Origin of the sequence: Diaphorobacter nitroreducens, from assembly GCF_002214645.1 — a bacterium.
In the GTDB taxonomy this organism is placed as follows: Bacteria; Pseudomonadota; Gammaproteobacteria; order Burkholderiales; family Burkholderiaceae_C; genus Diaphorobacter; species Diaphorobacter nitroreducens.
In genome coordinates, this window is record NZ_CP016278.1 from 3725001 (window position 1) to 3746182 (window position 21182).

At 66.4% G+C, this 21182-nt stretch carries 17 protein-coding genes and 2 rRNA genes (1 of these 19 only partly in view); 15 read left to right on the forward strand and 4 right to left on the reverse strand.

Annotation, left to right across the window (positions count from 1 at the left end; translation table 11 throughout):
- The 9 genes from BA022_RS17460 to BA022_RS17500 form a co-directional block, all read left to right on the forward strand.
- A 23S ribosomal RNA gene (locus tag BA022_RS17460) occupies positions 1-838 on the forward strand; it begins 2038 nt to the left of the window's first position.
- A 120-nt stretch (positions 839-958) separates the two neighbouring features.
- A 5S ribosomal RNA gene (gene rrf, locus BA022_RS17465) occupies positions 959-1071 on the forward strand.
- A gap of 209 nt (positions 1072-1280) precedes the next feature.
- Positions 1281-1691: a MerR family transcriptional regulator gene (locus tag BA022_RS17470; protein ID WP_011806870.1), complete on the forward strand. Its 411-nt coding sequence runs from the start codon at positions 1281-1283 to the stop codon at positions 1689-1691.
- 129 nt (positions 1692-1820) lie between these two features.
- Positions 1821-3011 (forward strand): isovaleryl-CoA dehydrogenase, encoded by a 1191-nt coding sequence (locus BA022_RS17475; protein WP_088888287.1) that lies wholly within the window; start codon positions 1821-1823, stop codon positions 3009-3011.
- Between the two features lie 55 nt (positions 3012-3066).
- Entirely contained in the window at positions 3067-3729 is a 663-nt protein-coding gene (gene can, locus BA022_RS17480) for a carbonate dehydratase (protein ID WP_015914330.1), read from the forward strand.
- A gap of 37 nt (positions 3730-3766) precedes the next feature.
- On the forward strand, positions 3767-5596 hold the full coding sequence (gene aceK, locus BA022_RS17485; protein ID WP_088888288.1) for a bifunctional isocitrate dehydrogenase kinase/phosphatase: 1830 nt from the start codon (positions 3767-3769) through the stop codon (positions 5594-5596).
- Positions 5593-6783 (forward strand): acetyl-CoA C-acyltransferase, encoded by a 1191-nt coding sequence (locus tag BA022_RS17490; protein WP_088888289.1) that lies wholly within the window; start codon positions 5593-5595, stop codon positions 6781-6783. Before aceK ends, BA022_RS17490 begins: the two co-directional genes overlap by 4 nt.
- 102 nt (positions 6784-6885) lie before the next feature.
- Positions 6886-7554, forward strand: a complete 669-nt coding sequence (locus BA022_RS17495; protein ID WP_088888290.1) for an SDR family oxidoreductase — start codon at positions 6886-6888, stop codon at positions 7552-7554.
- A gap of 50 nt (positions 7555-7604) precedes the next feature.
- On the forward strand, positions 7605-8735 hold the full coding sequence (locus BA022_RS17500; protein WP_088888291.1) for an acyl-CoA dehydrogenase family protein: 1131 nt from the start codon (positions 7605-7607) through the stop codon (positions 8733-8735).
- Between the two features lie 70 nt (positions 8736-8805).
- On the opposite strand, the gene BA022_RS17505 is transcribed toward BA022_RS17500, so the two are convergent.
- Positions 8806-9273 carry a DUF421 domain-containing protein gene (locus BA022_RS17505; protein ID WP_015914325.1) on the reverse strand — a complete coding sequence of 156 codons (468 nt, stop codon included), beginning with the start codon at positions 9271-9273 and terminating at the stop codon, positions 8806-8808.
- Between the two features lie 55 nt (positions 9274-9328).
- On the opposite strand from BA022_RS17505, the gene BA022_RS17510 reads away from it, so the two are divergent.
- Both BA022_RS17510 and BA022_RS17515 read left to right on the forward strand, forming a co-directional pair.
- Positions 9329-9730 (forward strand): YchJ family protein, encoded by a 402-nt coding sequence (locus tag BA022_RS17510; RefSeq protein ID WP_088888292.1) that lies wholly within the window; start codon positions 9329-9331, stop codon positions 9728-9730.
- 12 nt (positions 9731-9742) lie between these two features.
- A complete protein-coding gene (locus tag BA022_RS17515; protein ID WP_228403650.1) occupies positions 9743-11596 on the forward strand; it encodes an ATP-binding response regulator in 1854 nt (617 codons plus the stop codon).
- Here the strand turns inward: BA022_RS17515 and BA022_RS17520 are convergent.
- Positions 11590-12201 (reverse strand): response regulator transcription factor, encoded by a 612-nt coding sequence (locus tag BA022_RS17520; protein WP_088888660.1) that lies wholly within the window; start codon positions 12199-12201, stop codon positions 11590-11592. The genes BA022_RS17515 and BA022_RS17520 overlap by 7 nt on opposite strands.
- Before the next feature lie 326 nt (positions 12202-12527).
- Between BA022_RS17520 and BA022_RS17525 the strand changes: the two genes are divergently transcribed.
- The gene (locus tag BA022_RS17525) at positions 12528-13514 is read left to right on the forward strand and encodes a hypothetical protein (protein ID WP_148665199.1); all 987 of its coding nucleotides are present in this window, start codon (positions 12528-12530) and stop codon (positions 13512-13514) included.
- Between the two features lie 292 nt (positions 13515-13806).
- Here BA022_RS17525 and BA022_RS17530 read toward each other — a convergent pair whose 3' ends face one another.
- Complete coding sequence (locus BA022_RS17530; protein ID WP_088888294.1) at positions 13807-15318, reverse strand: ABC transporter substrate-binding protein; 1512 nt, start codon at positions 15316-15318, stop codon at positions 13807-13809.
- A 125-nt stretch (positions 15319-15443) separates the two neighbouring features.
- Between BA022_RS17530 and BA022_RS17535 the strand changes: the two genes are divergently transcribed.
- Both BA022_RS17535 and BA022_RS17540 read left to right on the forward strand, forming a co-directional pair.
- Positions 15444-17495 (forward strand): diguanylate cyclase domain-containing protein, encoded by a 2052-nt coding sequence (locus tag BA022_RS17535; protein ID WP_088888295.1) that lies wholly within the window; start codon positions 15444-15446, stop codon positions 17493-17495.
- Positions 17485-18165 carry an HAD family hydrolase gene (locus BA022_RS17540; protein WP_088888296.1) on the forward strand — a complete coding sequence of 227 codons (681 nt, stop codon included), beginning with the start codon at positions 17485-17487 and terminating at the stop codon, positions 18163-18165. The genes BA022_RS17535 and BA022_RS17540 overlap by 11 nt, the downstream gene beginning before the upstream one ends.
- 59 nt (positions 18166-18224) lie before the next feature.
- Here BA022_RS17540 and BA022_RS17545 read toward each other — a convergent pair whose 3' ends face one another.
- The gene (locus tag BA022_RS17545; protein WP_088888297.1) at positions 18225-19295 is read right to left on the reverse strand and encodes an AraC family transcriptional regulator; all 1071 of its coding nucleotides are present in this window, start codon (positions 19293-19295) and stop codon (positions 18225-18227) included.
- A gap of 144 nt (positions 19296-19439) precedes the next feature.
- Here BA022_RS17545 and BA022_RS17550 point away from each other — a divergent pair, with 144 nt between their 5' ends.
- Positions 19440-21176: an AMP-binding protein gene (locus BA022_RS17550; RefSeq protein WP_088888298.1), complete on the forward strand. Its 1737-nt coding sequence runs from the start codon at positions 19440-19442 to the stop codon at positions 21174-21176.
- Positions 21177-21182: the final 6 nt, after the last annotated feature.

Genomic DNA, 21182 nt, shown 5'->3' on the forward strand with positions numbered 1-21182 from the left:
CATGAACCTTTACTGTAGCTTTGTATTGGACTTTGAACGGATCTGTGTAGGATAGGTGGGAGGCTTTGAAGTGAGGTCGCTAGATCTCATGGAGCCAACGTTGAAATACCACCCTGGTGCGTTTGAGGTTCTAACCTAGGTCCATTAGCTGGATCGGGGACAGTGCATGGTAGGCAGTTTGACTGGGGCGGTCTCCTCCCAAAGCGTAACGGAGGAGTTCGAAGGTACGCTAGTTACGGTCGGACATCGTGACGATAGTGCAATGGCATAAGCGTGCTTAACTGCGAGACTGACAAGTCGAGCAGATGCGAAAGCAGGACATAGTGATCCGGTGGTTCTGTATGGAAGGGCCATCGCTCAACGGATAAAAGGTACTCTGGGGATAACAGGCTGATACCGCCCAAGAGTTCATATCGACGGCGGTGTTTGGCACCTCGATGTCGGCTCATCTCATCCTGGGGCTGTAGTCGGTCCCAAGGGTATGGCTGTTCGCCATTTAAAGAGGTACGTGAGCTGGGTTTAAAACGTCGTGAGACAGTTTGGTCCCTATCTTCCGTGGGCGCTGCAGATTTGAGGAAGCCTGCTCCTAGTACGAGAGGACCGGAGTGGACACACCTCTGGTGTATCGGTTGTCACGCCAGTGGCATTGCCGAGTAGCTAAGTGTGGAAGAGATAACCGCTGAAAGCATCTAAGCGGGAAACTCGTTTCAAGATGAGATCTGCCGGGGCCTTGAGCCCCCTGAAGGGTCGTTGTAGACCACGACGTTGATAGGCTGGGTGTGGAAGTGCAGCAATGCATTAAGCTAACCAGTACTAATTGCCCGTGCGGCTTGACCCTATAACTTTGACTGCCAATCGCAGCTCAAGACTGTTATGCCAAGTACGCAATCAAATCCACGCTGATTCACAGACTCTATGAATTCGCTGTGCAGTCCTCACTGCTCAGCAACCCTTTATGCCTGATGACCATAGCAAGTTGGTCCCACTCCTTCCCATCCCGAACAGGACAGTGAAACGACTTCGCGCCGATGATAGTGCGGGTTCCCGTGTGAAAGTAGGTCATCGTCAGGCTCTTACAGCCCAAACCGCCCTCCCACTAACATAGTGGGAGGGCGTTTTGCTTTGGGCTTGAGCGGTCAACATCAGCTGGCGCACAGCATTCAACAACTCCCCTGTAGATCTGCAGCCGCTTGATGTGTTGACGGGGATGTATCTGCTGTAGCATTGACGTTCACGTCAACTAACACGCTACATTGGAGCAGCCTCCCGGTCTGCAATGCATGGCTACCTACACCATCAGTGATCTTGCCAAAGAATTCGATCTCACCACTCGCGCTATGCGGTTCTACGAGGACATGGGCTTGCTGCGTCCGGAACGGGCAGGTCCAGGGGGGCGGAATCGGATTTACAGCGCACGCGATCGCACACGGCTCAAATTGACACTGCGGGCAAAGCGCCTGGGTCTATCGCTCACTGAAGCCAAAGAAATCATCGACCTCTACGACAGCCCTCGTGACACGGGGGTGCAACTGCGCAAGTTCCTAGAGGTTCTCGCGGTTCATCGTAGGCAGTTGGAGTCCCAGATGACGGACTTGCAAGCCAATCTGGACGAGGTGCGGGAGCATGAGCGTGAGGCTCAGGAACTGCTTCAAAAAATTGAAGCCCCAACGCCCAAAGTCGTGGATAATTGACGTTTACGTAAACGTCATATTTGCGCGTCCTGGCTTTGTCCGGCCTGTAGCGTCGTCGTCTTGGGCGTATCGCAGTGGGGACATATCGAGCCAACGACCCGTGAGAGATCATCTTCCGAGGAGACACCCATGAGCACCGCCACCCAGTTGCCAGGCCTGAACTTTCAGTTGGGCGAAGACATTGACGCCCTGCGCGACGCGGTGCGCGAATTCGCGCAAGCCGAGATTGCGCCTCGCGCTGCCGAGATCGATCGCAACGACCAGTTTCCCATGGACCTGTGGCGCAAGTTCGGTGATCTGGGCGTGTTGGGTATCACCGTGCCGGAGCAATACGGTGGTGCCGACATGGGCTACCTCGCGCACATGGTGGCCATGGAGGAGATTTCTCGCGCCAGCGCATCGGTGGGTTTGAGCTACGGCGCGCACAGCAACCTGTGCGTGAACCAGATCAACCGCAATGGCAACGAAGCACAGCGTAAGAAATACCTGCCCAAGCTGATCAGCGGGGAGCACGTTGGCGCCCTCGCCATGAGCGAGCCCGGTGCCGGCTCCGACGTGATCAGCATGAAGCTGCGTGCGGAGGACAAGGGCGGCTACTACCTGCTCAACGGTTCCAAGATGTGGATCACCAATGGTCCGGATGCCGACACGCTGGTGGTGTACGCCAAGACCGAGCCTGAACTGGGTGCGCGCGGCGTGACCGCCTTCCTTATCGAAAAAGGCATGCAAGGCTTCAGCGTTGCGCAGAAGCTCGACAAGCTCGGCATGCGCGGCAGTCATACGGGGGAGCTGGTGTTCCAGAACGTCGAGGTACCGGCTGAGAACGTGCTGGGCGGCGTGAACAACGGTGCCAAGGTGCTGATGAGCGGCCTGGACTACGAGCGCGCCGTACTGACGGGTGGGCCGCTCGGCATCATGCAGAGCGTGATGGACAACGTAGTGCCCTACATCCACGACCGCAAGCAGTTCGGCCAGAGCATTGGCGAGTTCCAGCTCATCCAGGGCAAGGTGGCCGACATGTACACCGTGCTGCAGGCGGGCCGCTCGTTCGCCTACACGGTGGCCAAGAACCTGGACATGCTGGGTTCCGACCACGTGCGCCAGGTGCGCAAGGATTGCGCCAGCGTCATCCTCTGGTGCGCCGAGAAAGCCACTTGGATGGCTGGCGAAGGTGTGCAGATCTACGGCGGCAACGGCTATATCAACGAATATCCGCTCGGTCGCCTGTGGCGGGATGCGAAACTCTACGAAATCGGCGCCGGTACCAGCGAGATCCGCCGCATGCTGATCGGCCGGGAGCTGTTTGCCGAAACCTGCTGATGGCCCGCGCCGACGCCGCTCATTCATTCACAGCAAGAAGAAAAGGATTGCCTTTATGACCACCGCCTCCATCGACGAGCTGTTTGCCCACAACCGCGAGTGGGCGGAACGGATGGAGCGTGACCGGCCAGGGTTCTTCACCGGCTTGCTGGCGCAGCAGAAACCGCGCTACATGTGGATCGGTTGTTCAGACAGCCGCGTACCGGCCAACCAGATCACGGGGCTGGAGCCGGGCGAGGTGTTCGTCCACCGCAACATCGCCAACGTGGTCGTGCCCACCGACCTCAACTGCCTGTCGACCATCCAGTACGCGGTCGACCAGCTCAAGGTCGAGCACCTGATGGTCGTGGGCCACTACGGCTGCGGTGGTGTATTGGCGGCGCTGCAGGACGCACGCATTGGTTTGGCGGACAACTGGATCCGCCATGTGAAGGACGTGCGCGACAAGCACGCTGCCCTGCTTGAAGGCATGGACGTGCAATGGCGCCACGACGCGCTGTGCGAACTCAACGCGATCGAGCAGGTGATGAACATCGCCCACTCCACGGTGATGCAGGATGCCTGGGCGCGTGGTCAGAAGGTGCAGCTGCACGGATGGTGCTACAGCCTGAACAACGGCTTGATCACCAATCTGCAGATGTCCGTACCTGACGTGGCGGGGCTCGGCGAGGCGCACCGCCAGGCGGTGGCCCTGGTGGCCAGCCGCGTGCGCCAATAGGGCGCACCGCACTGCGCGCGGTTCTGCAGGCACGGTCATGTTTCCCGAGCGACTCGATGCCCCGCAGGCCTACGACATCGCCAAGGCGATGATGGATGGCTTCAACCGCCACTACCGCCTGTTTCGCGCCGAGTCTGCGCGCGCCAAGCACCGCTTCGAGACCGCCGACTGGCATGGCCAGCAACGCGCCCAGCGCGAGCGCATCGAGTTCTACGACCTGCGCGTCAAGGAGTGCGTGCGCCGCCTCGACAAGGAGTTCCACGCGGGCGACCAGTCCATGGAGGTGTGGCACCAGATCAAGCTGCACTACATCGGGCTCATGGTGAACCACCTGCAGCCCGAGCTGGCCGAGACCTTCTTCAATTCGGTCACCACCAAGATCCTGCACCGCACGCACTTCCATAACGACTTCATCTTCGTGCGACCCGCGGTGAGCACGGAGTACATCGAAAGCGACGACCCCGGGGCGCGGCCCACCTATCGCGCCTACTACCCGTCGCGCGACAACCTGCACGAGACCGTTGTGCGCATCGTCGAGCACTGCGCCCTGCAGCGGGACTTCGAGGACCTGCCGCGCGATGCGGGCTACGTGGTGCAGGCCCTGCAGCAGCGCCTGGGCGCGGTCAAGCTGCGCACCAACTTTCAGGTCCAGGTGCTGTCCAGCCTGTTCTTTCGCAACAAGGGTGCGTACCTGGTCGGCAAGGTCATCAACGGCTATAACGAACTGCCGTTTGCGTTGCCCATCCTGCATGGTGAGGATGGTCGCCTGCTGATCGACGCCGTGCTGTTCGGCGAGAACGACCTGCAGATGCTGTTCTCCTTTGCGCGGGCCTACTTCATGGTGGACATGGAGATCCCCAGTGCCTACGTGCAGTTCTTGCGCAGCCTCATGCCGCGCAAGCCCCGTGCCGAGCTCTACACCGCGCTGGGCTTGGCCAAGCAGGGCAAAACGCTGTTCTACCGCGATTTCCTGCACCACCTGCGTTATTCCACCGACAAATTCCGCATCGCCCCCGGCATCAAGGGCATGGTGATGCTGGTGTTCGACCTGCCGAGCTTTCCTTACGTCTTCAAGCTCATCAAGGATCAGTTCCCAGCACCGAAGGACACCACGCGTGAACAGGTGCAGGGCAAGTACCTGCTGGTCAAGCAGCACGACCGCGTGGGGCGGATGGCCGACACGCTGGAATACAGCCTGGTTGCCTTTCCCCGCGAGCGTTTTTCCGACGAACTCATCGAGGAGATCCGCAGGCACGCGCCGAGCCAGATGGAGATCAGCGACCGCGACGGCGATGGCCGCCAGGAGGTCATCATTGCGCACCTGTACATCGAGCGGCGCATGATCCCGCTGAACATCCACCTGCAGGAATGTTTCGATACCGGGCTGGACAAGCCCGAGGCACGCAGCGCGCTGGAGCATGCCGTCACCGAATACGGCAACGCCATCAAGGACATGGTCGCCGCCAACATCTTCCCCGGGGACATGCTCTGGAAGAACTTCGGCATCACCCGCAATGGCAAGGTCGTGTTCTACGACTACGACGAGATCGAATACCTCACCGACTGCAACTTCCGCCGCGTGCCGCCGCCGCGTTGTGAGGAGGACGAAGTGTCTGGCGAGGTCTGGTGGCCCGTGGGGCCGCACGATGTGTTCCCCGAGACCTTCGGCCCGTTCCTGCTGGGTAACGACGCCGTGCGCGAGGCGTTCATGCGCCATCACGCCGACCTGCTGGACGTGGAGTTCTGGCAGTCGCACAAGGAACGCATCCAGGCCGGCCACGTGTACGACGTGTTTCCCTATGACAGTGCGCGGCGCTTTCGCTGCGCAAACCCTTCTTCATTTCAAACCCAAGGAGATTCCACATGAGCCAACACCACGACCCCGTCGTCATCGTCAGCGCCGCGCGCACGCCCATGGGCGCCTTCATGAGCGACTTTGCCGACCTCGCGGCGCATGACCTGGGCGGCGCTGCCATCAAGGCCGCCGTCGAGCGTGCCGGCATTGCCCCCGAGAAGGTGGACGAAGTGCTGTTCGGCAACTGTTTGATGGCCGGCCAGGGCCAGGCGCCTGCGCGCCAGGCGGGCTTCAAGGGTGGGTTGCCGCAGAGCACCGGCGCGGTGACGCTGTCCAAGATGTGCGGCGCGGGCATGGAGGCCACCATCCTGGCCCATGACCAGCTGATCGCCGGCAGCCGCGACGTGATGGTCTCCGGCGGCATGGAGAGCATGACCAACGCCCCCTACCTGCTCAAGAAAGGGCGCGGCGGCTACCGCATGGGCCATGACAAGGTGTACGACCACATGATGCTCGACGGCCTGGAAGACGCCTACGAGGCCGGCCGCTCCATGGGCACCTTCGGTGAGGACTGCGCCGTCAAGTACAGCTTCACGCGCGAGCAGCAGGACGCCTTTGCCATCGAAAGCGTCAAGCGCGCGCAGCAGGCGACGCAAAGCGGCGCCTTCGCCACCGAGATCACACCCGTAACGGTCAAAACCCGCAAGGGCGATGTGACGGTGAGCATCGACGAAGGCCCGGCCAAGGCCAAGCTGGACAAGATCGCCGGCCTCAAGCCCGCGTTCAAGAAGGACGGCACCATCACCGCCGCCTCCAGCTCCAGCATCAACGACGGCGCCGCCGCCCTGGTGCTGATGCGCCAGTCCACCGCCCAGCAACTGGGCTGCAAGCCGCTGGCGAAGATCGTGGCGCACGCTACGCATTCGCAAGCGCCCGAGTGGTTCACCACCGCCCCCGTGGGCGCAACCCAGAAGGCCCTGAAGAAGGCCGGCTGGAAGGTCGAGGACGTGGACCTGTGGGAGGTGAACGAGGCCTTCGCCGTCGTGCCCATGGCGCTGATGGCCGAGCTGAACGTGCCGCACGACAAGGTCAACGTGCATGGCGGCGCTTGCGCTCTGGGCCACCCCATCGGCGCCAGCGGCGCGCGCATCATCGTCACATTGATCCACGCGCTGCAGCGCCATGGCAAGAAGAAGGGCCTGGCCACGCTGTGCATCGGCGGCGGCGAAGGCACGGCCATGGCCATCGAACTGGTCTGACCCGCCAGCCATGGGCGCCCCTGCACACGCAGTGGCGCTCTCTTTTTAATAGCTGCTAGCGTTTGCTGAATAAGCGCTGGCGGCCTATTTGGCTTATCACTTATGTCCACAGTCCTGGTGATTGGAGCGTCGCGCGGCATCGGTCTGGAGCTGGTGCGCCAGTACGCGGCCGACGGCTGGCGCGTGCTGGCCACGGTGCGTGACGAAGCCGGCCGCGCGCGCGTGCAGGCGGTGGGCGCGCAGGCCCTCACCGTGGACGTGGCCCAGCCCGCCAGCGTAAGCGGACTGGCCTGGATGCTGGACGGCGAAAAGCCCGACCTGGCGTTGTATGTCGCAGGCGTGATGCGCCGCCCCGGTGCGCGCACCCCGCCCACGCGCGAGGACTTCGACGCCGTCATGCATACCAACGTGCTGGGTGCCATGCAGGTCATTCCGCAGGTGGCGCCGCTGGTGGAGGCCGCGGGCGGCGTGTTTGCCTTCGTGTCCTCGTCCATGTCGCTGATCGGCGGCGTGCCGGACAGCAACGCCTGGCTGTACCGCACCAGCAAGGCGGCGCTGAACATGGCCGTGGCAGCGGCGCAGCACGATTACCCGGCCGCGACGCTCGTCACCATCGACCCCGGCTGGGTGCAGACCGACATGGGCGGCGAGGCCGCTCCGCTCACCGTGGCCGACAGCGTGCGCGGCATGCGCGCGGTGCTGGCGCAGGTCACACCCGCGGACCGCGCACGCCTGCTGCACCACGACGGCCGGCGCGCCACGCACTGGTAAGCCCCGCGCAACGCGCCACTTCAAGAACCACTGAACCCTACGGAGACACGATGCTGCTGACCCAAGACCAGGAAATGATCCGCGACGCCGTGCGCGACTTCGCCCAGCAGGAGCTGTGGCCGAATGCCGCGCGCTGGGACAAGGAACACCACTTTCCACGCGAGGCGCACCAGGGCCTGGCCGCACTGGGCGCTTACGGCATCTGCGTGCCCGAGGAGCTGGGCGGTGCGGGCCTGGACTACCTGACGCTGGCCCTGGTGCTGGAGGAAATCGCCGCCGGCGACGGTGGCACGAGCACCGCGATCAGCGTGACCAACTGCCCGGTCAACGCCATCCTCATGCGCTACGGCAACGCACAGCAGCAGCGCGACTGGCTCACGCCCCTGGCGCGCGGCGAGATGCTGGGCGCGTTCTGCCTGACCGAGCCGCATGTGGGCTCCGACGCTTCGGCCTTGCGCACGACGGCCGTCAAAGAAGGCAACGAGTACGTCATCAACGGCGTCAAACAGTTCATCACCAGCGGCAAAAATGGGCATGTGGCCATCGTGATTGCCGTGACCGACAAGGGCGCGGGCAAGAAAGGCATGAGCGCGTTCCTGGTGCCCACGAATACGCCCGGCTACGTGGTCGCGCGCCTGGAGGACAAGCTGGGCCAACACAGCAGCGACACGGCGCAGATCAACTTCGACCACTGCCGCATCCCGGCCGAGAACCTCATTGGCGCGGAGGGCGAGGGCTACAAGATCGCGCTGGGCGCGCTCGAAGGTGGCCGCATCGGTATCGCCGCGCAAAGCGTGGGCATGGCGCGCAGCGCGTTTGATGCGGCGCTGGCGTACTCGAAAGAGCGCGAGAGCTTCGGCCAGCCCATCTTCAACCACCAGGCCGTGGGCTTTCGCCTGGCCGACTGCGCCATGCAGATCGAGGCCGCGCGCCAGCTCATCTGGCACGCCGCCGCGCTGCGCGATGCGGGGCGCCCCTGCCTGAAGGAAGCTGCCATGGCGAAGCTCTTCGCCAGCGAAATGGCCGAGCGCGTGTGCAGCGCCGCCATTCAGACATTGGGCGGCTATGGTGTGGTGAACGACTTCCCGGTGGAGCGCATCTACCGCGACGTGCGCGTGTGCCAGATCTACGAAGGCACGAGCGACGTGCAGAAGATCATCATCCAGCGTGCACTGGCGTGATGGTGCTATTGTTTGAATAGCTGCTCGCGCCCGCCAGACGGGCGCGACAGGCCATTTTGATGTAGATGCGTCAGCGCTTCTTGAGCACCACGGTGATGGTGCCGTTGGTCTCCAGCGTGGCACGCTCCACCTCGTGGGTATGCAGGCAGCCGCCCATGCGCAGCGCGGCAGCCAGGTCGCTGGGAGAGATCAGCTCGCGCCGCAACAGCGCCTCGTCCACCTGTCCGTCCTGCACGACCACCTGCGCGTGACCGTCGATCAGGCGTTCCAGCCACCGCATGCGGAACGTGAGCTGCGCCAGCGCCACATGGCACAGGATCAATGTGGAGGCCGAGATCAGCCCGCCGATGAGCGAGTTGTCGCCCGCGTTCATCGAGTTCTGCACCGCGTTCGAGAGGATCAGGAGCAACACCAGATCGAACGGTGCGTACTGCCCCGTCTGGCGCTTGCCCGTCAGGCGCAGAAACACCAGCAAAAAGACATACACCACCACGCCGCGCAGCACGAATTCCCACCACGGAACACCCATAGACCACATGCAAGGCCCCCCATCTGCAACGTGAGGGGGGCAGTCTACGTTCAATAATCGCCGCATGACCTTGCAGCCCTGCCCCTGCGGCGCCACTCACCGGCGCCGGCCCCTGGCCTATGCCGACTGCTGCGGCCGCTACGTGGAGCATTTCGACACCGAGCCCGCGCCCAGCGCCGAGGCGCTCATGCGCTCACGCTACACCGCCTTTGTGCGCGAGGATGCCGGCTACCTGCTGGTCACCTGGCATGCCACGCAGCGGCCGACAGCGCTGCCGTTCGAGCCTGGCGTGCGCTGGCTGGGGCTGCAGGTGCGCGCCTACCTGCCGCTGAGCGAGACGCATGCCGAAGTGGAGTTCGTCGCCCGCCAGCGCGACGGCAGTGGCCGCGCCCACCGTCTGCACGAGCGTAGCCGTTTCGTGCGCGAGGGCGGGCGCTGGTACTACGTGGACGGCGACCTGCTCTGAGCGGGGTACCGCATGAGGGCACGCGACAGCCTGCATCCGCACGCCTGGAGCAACTCGCTGCCGCCCGGCAGCGGAGCCTCGGCCTTCGACCTGGCCATGCGCCGGCGCTTGCTCAGGTCGCTGGCGCAGCGCGGCTCCTCGGAGGTGGCGGTGCTCATCGTTCCCGGTGTGTTGTGCTGGGTGTACGGACGCGACGCGCCCGCCGCCCCCATGCTGGTGTGGTGGGCGTCGTTCATCCTGCTGATGCTGGTACTCATGGCGCTGCGGCGGCGCATGGAGGCCGAGGCCTCCGTCCCCGACAGCGTGGCCGTGCCGCGCTGGGAGCGCCTTTTCGGCTGGCTGGCGCTGGCGGTGGGCGCCTTCTGGGCCGCGCCCATCGGCATTGCCCTGCACCCAGGATCGAGCGACTTCCGGCTGCTGCTGTACCTGACACTGACCGCGGTGCTCGCCTCGGCGACCACCTTCCTGGCTCCGCTGCCCGGCCTCTTCTGGCGCTTCTTTGCCGCCCTGTACCTGCCCCTGCTGGGCGGAGTGTTCTGGTTCTTTCCCACGCGCTGGCCCTATCTGCTGCCCCTGCTGCTGGCTTTCGGCGCGGTGATCGCCCGCCATGCTGCGGGCGGGCGGCGGTTCGTGCAACTGCAGGCACGCCAGGAGCGCCGGCGCCTGCGGCTGGCGGAGCAGTACCGCACCGCCAAGGAGCAGGCCGAGCGGGCGCTGGCGGACAAGAACCGCTTCATTGCCATGGCCAGCCATGACCTGCGCCAGCCGCTGCACGCCATGGGCCTGCTGACGGAGACGGCGCGGCAGCGCAACCGGGACCCGTCCTTGGCTCCGGTGTTGCAGGACATGCATGGTTGCGTGCGCTCGCTGAGCTTTCTTTTCGAGGCGCTGCTGGACCTGTCGCGCCTGGAGGACGGCAGCATGCGCCCGCGCATGGAGAGCGTGTCCCTGGACATGCTGTTCGGCGAAGTGGCCACCGTGTTTACGCCGCAGGCCGCGCAAAGCGGGCTGCGCCTGCGCTGCCGCGCTCCCCTCAGGGGCACCGCGTGGGTCCATGCCGATCCCGCACTGCTGCGCCAGATGGTGTTCAACCTGCTGCACAACGCGCTGCGCTACACCCGTGAAGGTGGCGTCCTGCTGGGTGCGCGCCGGCGGGGTGCGCGCTGGCGCATCGAGGTCTGGGACACGGGCTCCGGCATCGCGCCCCAGGAGCGGGCGCGCATCTTCATGCCGTACGCGCGCGGACGCGCAGGTGCCTTGGTCGGCGGCCCTGGCTACGGCCTGGGCCTGGCCACGGTGGCGCTGTGTGCGGGCAGCATGGGGGTGGAATATGGCGTCGACTCGGTACCCGGCCGCGGCGCATGCTTCTGGCTGCTGGTGCCGGCGGTGCCGCCGCGGCTGCACCACGGGGCACCGCCCCCGGCGGATCAGGACAGGCCGCAGGCAGGCCCCGCCCACCAGCTGCTCGCCGGGGAATGCCTGGTGGTGGACGATGATCCTCAAGTGCGCGCGGCCCTGGCGCTGCTGATGCAGTCGTGGGGCTTGCAGGTGGAAACGGTCGCCAGCGGTGCCCAGGCGCTGCAGTGGCTGGCGCAGGGCGGCCGGCCACAGGCGGTGCTGTGCGACCAGCGCCTCCAGGGGGGCGAAAGCGGCTTTGCCGTGCTGTGCGCCGTGCTGGAGCACTGCGGTCACGCGCGCGGAGTCATGCTCAGCGCGGAACATGACTCGCCGCAGCTGCGACAGGCCGAGGAAGAAGGCTATCTGGTGTTGTCCAAGCCCGTGTGCCCCGATCTGCTGCATGCGCTGCTATCACGCTGGCTCGGGGAAGGCGCGCCTTCCGGCGCTGCGCAACGGGCGCCTCAGTAAGGCAGTTCCAGCCGCACGCCGCGCAGCCGGGCGATGGCCTCCACCCGGTTGCGGGCGCCCAGGCGCTCCAGAATGGCTGCCACATGGTCCTTGACTGTGTGTTCCGACAGGTTCAGCGCCGCAGCGATCTGCTTGTTGGCCAGGCCTTGCAGCAGCAGCTCCAGCGCCTGGCCCTGGCGCAGCGTCAGCCCCAGGTCGGCGGGATGGAGTGCGACCTCGCGCGCGCTTGTGGAACTGGCCGCAGCTGAAGGGGACGCCGCGGGAAACCAGGTGCCTCCCGCCAGCACTGCGGCGACGGCCTGGGCCACGACCTCGGGCGGCTGCTGCTTGTGCACAAAGCCATGGGCGCCACTGGTGCGCGCCTTGAGCGCCACCGCCGGATGGTCGTCACCGCTGGTCATCAGCACGCGCATCTGGGGGGCCAGGGCCAACAGCTCGCGCACCAGTCCGTCCGTGGCGCCCTCGGGCAGCCAGAAGTCCACCAACGCCAAGACCGGCCGGCCGCACCGCACGATGGTGTGCAGCGCCTCATGGGCGGAACCGGCATGCACGGCCTCGTCCAGCCCCTCCTGCAGGCCCAGGAAGGTCGTCAGGCCGTGCGCCATGAACGGGTGGTCATCCACGACCAGCGCGTATCGACGGGGTGGGGTGAGATGGGGAATTTCGGGGTTGGAGAGACACGTCACGAAGAGGGCCTGCGCATCGGATGCCTGCCCGCACGGGGTGCGCTGCGGGAGTAACAAATACCCCTCTAGCGGGGGATAGGGCAAGGGCGGGACTGTAACCACAATTCTGGGCGCTGCGCCACATTCGCACCCATGTGGTGCCAAAAGGGTCCACCGCCGCTGGCGGGACGCGCCTCCAGACCCGCTGCCAGCGCACCCGCGACGGCGGCCTCACAACACCCCATCACAACGACAAGGGAATACCCATGATGACTGCAGACATCCACCGCCGCGCGGCATTGACCGCTATCACCGCCCTGTTGGCGGGTTGCGGCGGCGGCGGCGACAACGACGACACACCAGGTGAGTCTCCTGCCCCATCACCCGCGCCAGCCCCATCCCCAGCTCCTGGCATGCTAACGGGACAGTATCGCTGCGAGGAGCCCTCGGAGGCGCTCGATACCTCGCTGGCTGCTATGAACGCGCTGGGCGCACGAGGCTACGCGTTCGTGTCCGTGCTGGCGCAGGCAGATGGCTCGGGGGACTTCTACCTTTCCGACTCGGCGCACCAGGGTGTGCGCCTGGAATACGCCCTGGCCCCCCAGGCCGCATCGAGCGAGGCGGAGCTGGCACGCTGCAACCAGCAGGGTGCGAGCGGCTGGGCTTTCAAGGGGCCTGTAGGTTACGGCGGCGCGGTGTACACGCTGTTCGTGCGCGAGATCGGCGGCAAGCAGCGCTTCGTCTATGAAAAGATGCCCCTTCCCACGGCCTTGTCCCAGGCAGGCTTCCAGGCGCAGCTCAATGCGCAAGGGGCCCGGGGCTTCCGCCTGGTGGGACCCATGTCTGTCGGAGGGGAGATCTTCAACCTGTACGTGAAGGATGCGTCCACCACCACTTACAGTTACTCCCTGCAGGACGTCACCGACATGCACCTGCCGCAAGTGCTGCTCAAGCGCCTGGAGACCATGGGTGCACAGGGCTATCTCTATCTGGGAGGCATGGTGCTGGCGGGATCGACGGGTGCACAGGTCTACGAGAAAAGTTCGGCGCAAAGTGGCCGGGTGGACTACCACCTGCAGGAGCTTCCAGATCAGACCTCGCTGGCACAGTTCCTCGACGGCCTGAACGAGCGCGCGGCCCAGGGCTATTTCTTCTACGGCGAACTAGTACTTGGCGGGCAGCGCGTGCACAAGCTGTCCGTGCGCGGCGCAGTGGCCCTGCGGCATCCGCTGGCAGGGATCACCTTCCCCTGACGCCTTGCCCTCAGCACCCTGGTCGACCGCCAACCCATTGCCCACGGCGCGCGCTGCGAAACGCGGGGCGCGTCGGGCAGCTTCTGTCCCCCAGAGGCCTTGCGCCTGCTCCTCGGCAGGCACTGGGTGCGGCGGCGACTCATTCACCGCTGGCACGAAAGCGACCTTCCGGCGCAGGCCAGAGGGCTGATGGTTCGTGGTCGGGCAGCCTGGAGATCGGCTAGATGTCAAATTCGGTCGCGAGCCATTGTTGATAAGTGCCAACAGCTATGAAATAGAGAGTGATGGTTGCTCACTCCCACCACATGGCGGCGATCTGGTGCGCAAAGATGGGGTAATTCATCCAGGTGCCGCGCAGGCCCTTGCGTACCACGGTGCCGATCTGCGGGGCAAAGATCCAGGCGTTGACGGCATCCTGCGCCAAGTGCCGCTGCATCTGGGAGAACAGCATCTGGCGCTCGCGCGCGTTGGTGGCGCTGGCGTGGCGCTCCACCAGGGCGCGAAAGGCCGGGCTGTCGTAGCCGAAGTAGTAGCCCGGATCGGTGTAGATGCGGTAGTCCAGCGGCTCCACATGATTGATGAGAGTCATGTCGAACTGGCCCTTGAACGGGCCCTGCAGCCACTGCTGCCAGCTCAGCTGCTGGATGTTGGCCTCGATGCCCACCTGGGCCAGGTCGCGGGCGATCAATGGCCCACCCACGTGTGCGTACGGTGCGGGAGGCAGGGCCAGTTCCAGCCGCAGCGGCGTCTGCACCCCGGCCTGTTTCAGCAGGGCGCGTGCGCGGGCGGGGTCGTAGGGGTGCAGGCTGGCCAGGTGCACGTAACCCGCGTCCGTGGGACTGAAGTGGCTGCCGATCACCACGCCGCGCCCATCCAGCGCGGTGCGGATAAAGCCCTCGCGGTCGATGGCGTGGGTGATGGCGCGGCGCACGCGCACGTCGTCCAGGGGTTTGCTGCGGTGGTTCAACGCCAGCATCCCCTTGCCGCCGGAGGCCCCGATCAACACCTGGTAATGGCTGTTGTCCTGAAAGCGCCGCACCGTCTGCGTGGCGAAGTTGAACAGCACGTCGATCTCGCCCGCACGCAGGGCGTTGTCCTGCGCCTCCAGGTCGTGCAGAAAGCGGTACACGGCACGCTCCATGCGCACCTGGGCTGCGTGGCGGTGGGACTCGGCCTTGACCAGCGTGATGCGTTGGCCGCGCTCCCAGCGCTGTACGCGGTAGGGGCCCGTGCCCACCGGGGCGCTGGCCGCCTGTGCGGCCGTGTCCGGGTGCAGGATCACGGCCGGCCCCTCGCCCAGGCGGAAGAGCAGGTGCGGATCGGGGTGGTGCAGCGTGAGCGTGACGGTGTGCGCATCGGGCGTGACCACCGTGGCGATGTTGTCGAAGAGCGCCTTGCGGGACTTGTTGGTGGAGCCGGGCGCGACGGCACGCTCGAAGCTGAAACGCACGGCCGCGGCGTTGAGCGCGCTGCCGTCGTGAAAACGCACCCCCTGGCGCAGCCGGAAGGTGCACGCGAGGCCGTTCGGGTCGGTGTTCCAGGACTCGGCCAGCAGCGGCTGTACCGCGCCGTTTTCCGTGATCTGCGTCAGCCCCTCCAGCACGTTGTAGTGCGTCACCTCGCCCACGGCGGCGGCAGCGGCCATGGTGGGGTCCAGGCTGTCGGGCTCCAGGGAGAGGTTGATCACCACGGAGCGTTCCGCGGCACGCGGTGAGACCTGCGCGGCGGCCGGCGAAGCGCACAGCGCGAGGGCCTGGGCCAGGCAGGCACGGCGGGTGAGGGAAGTGGGAGGCTGCGCAGGCATGGGCTACACCATCAGGGATGGGGGCCTGTGGCCCCGGTGCTCGAATGCTACAGACTGTGACATAGTAGGGGCACATTGGCTATTCCTATCGTCCCCTGGGGGTTCAACCCGCGCCGTTTTCACCCATGACTTCGCCTGTGGCCTCGCTCCGCCTACCGGCGCCTGCCCGCGCGTGGTGGGCGCTCGGGTTGCTTGTCGCCCTGCTGTTTGCGGCGATTGGCTGGGGGGTGCATGCCATCTACCAGGCGCGTGAGCAACGCTACCGCCACCAGATCGAAGGCGGCCTGCAGGCCGTGAACCACATGCAGGTGCGGGGGGTGACGGACTGGCGGCGCCGGCGCTTGCAGGAGGCGGCGGCACTCACCGACGACCGCCTTCTGGCACAGGCGGTGGCCCGCTGGCGCGCAACGGCGGCGCCTGACGCCGAACAGGCGGTGCGTGAGCGGTTGCGCATCCTGGTCGAGCATGTGCGCTATACCGCTGCCTATTTCGTCGATCCGCAGGGCCGGCTGATCCTGGATGCCGGCGGGCCGGCCACGGGCGCGCTGCAGCCACCCGAGATGCGCGCGCTGGAGGGCGCGCTGGCGCGGGCCGAGCCCGGCATTGTCGAGCTGCGCCGCGACCCGGCCTTCGCCTTTCCGTTCTTCGGATTGCTGGCGCCGCTGTATGACGGAACCGCGTCGCTGGGGGCCATCTGGCTGGTGATGGATGCGCGCACCACGCTCTACCCATTGCTGGAGACCTGGCCCACCAGCAGCCGCACCGCCGAATCGGTGCTGGTGGAGCGGCAGGACGATACGGCCTTGTTCCTCAGCCCCCTGCGCCATCGCAGCGATGAACCACTGGCGCTGCGCCTTCCGGCGGAGCCGGGCAGCCGCGATCCCATGGTGCTGGCCGTCGCGGGCGTGCGGGGCGCCTTCTACGGCAGCGACTATCGCAACCAGCCGGTGCTGGCGGTGGCCAGCGCGGTGCCGGACTCGCCCTGGCTGCTGGTGTCCAAGGTGGACGTGGCCGACGCCTTCACCGCTGCCCAGCGGCGCGAATGGCTGGCCCTGAGCCTGTTCGTCAGCCTGGGGCTGCTGTCGCTGGGCTGCGTCGTGGTGCTGTGGCAGGGGCGGGCCTGGCGGCGCGAACGGGCGTTGAAGGCGGAGCTGGAGCGCAACCTGCGCTGGCTGGACAACGCGCAGAAGGCGGCCTCGGTGGGCTACTTCGTCTATGAGGGGCAGAGCGAGGCATTCATCATGTCGCGCATGGCCAGCGCCATCTTCGGCCTGCCATCCGACGGGCGCATGACGCTGCGCCAGTGGGTGGGGATGCTGCACCCCGACGAGCGCGCGCAGACCCTGGAGATCCACGGCCGTGCCATGAGCGAGCGCATTCCGCTGCGCACCCAGTACCGCATCCAACGCAACGGCGACGGCCAGGTGCGCTGGATCGAGGTGTGGGGCGAGTACGGCGACTCCGCCGGCAACGGCGAGCCGCTGCTGATGACCGGCACCGTGCAGGACATCACCGACCGCAAGCACACCGAGGACGAACTCGCGCGTTACCGCAACGCGCTGGAGTCGCAGGTGCGCATGGACCCGCTCACCCAGGTGGCCAACCGCCTGGCGCTGGACGAGGCCGTGGCGCGCGCCTGGAGCCAGGCGCTGCGCGAGGGTTCGTCGCTGGCGCTGCTGATGATCGACGTGGACCATTTCAAGGCCTACAACGACTATTACGGCCACGTGGCGGGCGACCGCTGCCTGCAGCGCGTAGCGTCGGCGCTGGCGTCGGCCTTGGGGCGGCCGGGTGACCTGCTGGCGCGCTATGGAGGCGAGGAATTCGCCGTGCTGCTGCCGGGCGCGGACGCCGATGCCGCCCTGGCCGTGGCGCACCGCCTGCAGGAGGGGCTGCGCGCCCTGTCGCTGGAGCACCGCGCCAACCCGGGCGGATTCACCGTCACCGCAAGCATGGGCCTGGCCCACCTGCGTCCGGCCGACGTCGTGTCCGCAGGCACCGAAACGCGCGCCGGCGTGGACGCGGCCCAGCCCCTGTTCCAGCAGGCAGACGCCGCGTTGTACCGCGCCAAACAGCTGGGCCGCGACCGCGTGGTGAGCTACGACGCGCAGTGCGCGGCCACCCTGTACGAGGCCGGGCAGCCCGCGCCTGCGATCATGCTGACCTATGACATTTGAAGCGATATTGTTCGATTGCGATGGCGTGCTGGTGGACAGCGAGCCCATTACCAACGGCGTGCTGTGCGAGATGCTCAATGAAGCCGGCTGGCTGCTGGCGCCCGAGGAGTGCATGCGCCTGTTCATCGGCAAGACCGTGCGCAGCGAGGCTGCGCGCATCGAGGCCGAGACCGGCCGCCCGCTCACCGACGCGTGGATGGCCGAGTTCTACGCGCGCCGCAACGCACGCCTGCAGGCCGAACTGGTGGCCATCCCCAACGCGCCCCAAGCCGTGCGCGCCGTGCACGGGCTGCTGCAGGGGCGCATCGCCTGTGCCTCCGGCGCCGACCGGCAGAAGGTGGAGATGCAACTGGCGCAGGTGGGCCTGGCGCCGCTGTTCGCGGGCCGCGTTTTCAGCGGCCACGAGATGCCCGCCACCAAGCCTGCACCCGACGTGTATCTGGCAGCGGCGGCAGCCGTGGGCTTGCCGCCCCTGCGCTGTCTGGTGGTGGAAGACACGGTGACCGGCGTCACGGCCGGCGTGGCCGCGGGCGCCACGGTGCTGGGCTACAGCCCGTCGCCCGTGGGCCATGGCTCTGCCGAGGCGCTGCGCGCCGCTGGCGCCGTGCAGGTCATGGCCGATATGGCAGAACTGCCCGCGCTGCTGCAGGCCATGCGGGTTGCGGTTTAAGCCAAATTGGGCTCTAGCGCTTGCTGGGTAGGCGCTAGCAGCTACTAATAAATGAGCGTCTATACCGCTACGGAGCGCGCGCCGCGGCGGAACTCCGCGGGCGACTGGCCTGTCCAGCCGCGAAACGCGCGGATGAAGCTCTTCTCGCTGGCAAAGCCCGTGGCCTGCGCCACCTGCTTGATGGGGCGGTCGCTGCGGTGCAGCAGCTCGATCGCGCGGCTGCGGCGCACCTCGTCTTTCAGCGACTGCAGCGACGCGCCTTCCTCCTTGAGTTGGCGGTGCAGCGTGCGCGCCGAGACGTGCAGCTGCTCGGCCAGCGTGTGTGCGCTGTGGGTCGCGTCGGGCAGGGCGGCCAGCACCTGGCGCACGCGCTGCACCAGCAGCCGGTCGCGGCGGTACTGGCGCACGGTGAGGGGCAGCGCGTGCTGCAGCATCTGGCGCATGGCCGCCTCGTCGCGCGTGATCGGCAGCGCGAGGTAGCGCGCATCGAAATGCACGGCCGCGTGCGGTGCCTGAAAGCGCGTCGGGCCGCTGAAGAGCACGCCATAGGCCTGCGCATGGGGCGGTGGCGCGAAGGGGAACTCGGCCGCCAGCACCGGCAAGCGCGAGTCGATGAACCAGCTGGCCAGCCCGAGCGCGTTGCGCAGCGTGGAAACCAGGCAGAACTCGCGCAGCGTGCCCAGGTCGCGCTGCTCGGCGATGGTGAGCGTGGCCTGCTGGCCCTCGGCGTGTAGGTGCAGCGTGATGTCGTCCGTCAGCAGCGCGTGGTGGCGGCACCAGCGCGCCAGCGCCAGGCCCAGTGTGGGTGCACTCAGCGAGGCGCGCGCCAGCAGGCCGTAGCTGCCCCAGGGCAGGCGGCGGGAGAACCAGCCCAGGGCTTCGTCGTCCAGCTCGCGCATCGCACCGGCGGACAGCACCTCCATCTGCTGCGCCGTGATGCGGCCCGCAGAGTTGCCAACCTGCTCTGGCGGGATTTGTGCCAGCGCCAGCACCTGCGCCGCGTCCATTCCGCGCGCTGCGTAGGCCTGCACGATGGCCTGCACAAACGCCATGGGCGTGGCGGCCGTGGGTGTAGCGAGGAGTGCGGTGGGTGCGGGCGGTGGCGGCGCGGGGTCAGGGTGGTTGGGCATGCGTGGAGTCTGCAACTCCGTGGCGCAATTTGCAACCTTTCTGACCCATCTCGGTCACCGCGCGTGCGGGGGTGCGGCGTATGCTGTGCAGCCTGTTGCCGGGCCCCGCGCGGGCGCTGGCCCCCCCGACCAGGAGACAAGCCCATGGAACCCGCATCCACCCCATCGGCCGCGTTGAGCCATGCGCGTGGCAGTGCCGCCACCCCCCTCATCGAGCAGACGCTGGGCGACTTCTTCGCCGGCATGGCGCAGCGCCAGCCCACGCGCGAGGCACTGGTCAGCCGCCACCAGGGCCTGCGCTACACCTACGCCGAGCTGCACCAGGCGGCCCGCCAACTGGCCAGCGCGCTGCTGGGCCTGGGGCTCGCCAAGGGCGACCGCATCGGCATCTGGTCGCACAACAACGCCGAATGGGTGCTGATGCAACTGGCCACGGCGCAGGTGGGCCTGATCCTGGTGAACATCAACCCGGCTTACCGCACGGCCGAGGTGGAGTACGCGCTGAACAAGGTCGGCTGCAAGGCACTGGTGGCCATGCCGCAGTTCAAGACCAGCGACTATCTGGGCATGCTGCGCGAGCTGGCACCCGAATTGGCCGCGTCCCAGACCGGCGCACTGCAGGCCGCGCGCCTGCCCACGCTGCGCACGGTGGTGTGGATCGACGTGGCCGGCTCAGGCGTGGCGGGCCAAGGCGACGAACAGCCGGGCATGCTGCGGTTTTCCACGCTGATGGCGCGGGGCGACGCGCAGGACGCGCGCATCGACGCCATTGCCGCCCAGCTGCACAACACCGACCCCATCAACATCCAGTTCACCAGCGGCACCACCGGGTTCCCGAAGGGCGCCACGCTCACGCACCGCAACATCCTGAACAACGGTTTCTTCATCGGCGAGTGCATGCGCCTCACGCCCGAGGACCGGCTGTGCATTCCCGTGCCGCTGTACCACTGCTTCGGCATGGTGCTGGGCAACCTGGCCTGCCTCACGCATGGCAGCACCATCGTGTACCCCAACGACGGCTTCGACGCCCTGACCGTGCTGGAGACCGTGCAGGCCGAGCGCTGCACCGGCCTGCACGGCGTGCCCACCATGTTCATTGCCGAGCTGGACCACCCGCGCTTTGCCGAGTTCGACCTGCGCACCCTGCGTACCGGCATCATGGCCGGCAGCCCGTGCCCGATCGAGGTGATGAAGCGCGTGGTGGGCGACATGCACCTGTCGGAGATCACCATCGCCTATGGCATGACCGAGACCAGCCCCGTGAGCTGCCAGAGCGACGCCGAAACGCCGCTGGCCAAGCGCGTGTCCACCGTGGGCCGCGTGCAGCCGCACCTGGAGGTGAAGATCATCGACCCCGAGACCGGCGCCGTGGTGCCGCGCGGCGAGCGCGGCGAGCTGTGCACCCAGGGCTACTCCGTCATGCACGGCTACTGGGGCGACGAGGCCAAAACCCGCGAGGCGATCGACGAAGGCGGCTGGATGCACACGGGCGACCTGGCCACCATGGACGACGAGGGCTACGTGAACATCGTCGGCCGCATCAAGGACATGGTGATCCGCGGCGGAGAGAACGTGTACCCGCGCGAGATCGAGGAATTCCTCTACCGCCATCCCATGGTGCAGGACGTGCAGGTGGTGGGCGTGCCCGACCAGCGCTTCGGCGAGGAACTGTGCGCCTGGATCATCGCCAAGCCCGGCACGCGCCCCAGCGAGGACGACATCCGTGCCTTCTGCAAAGGCCAGATCGCGCACTACAAGGTGCCGCGCTACATCCGCTTCGTTACCAGCTTCCCGATGACGGTGACGGGCAAGATCCAGAAGTTCAAGATCCGCGACGTCATGAAAGACGAGCTGGGCCTTGCCGAAGACAAAACCGCTTGAAACGAG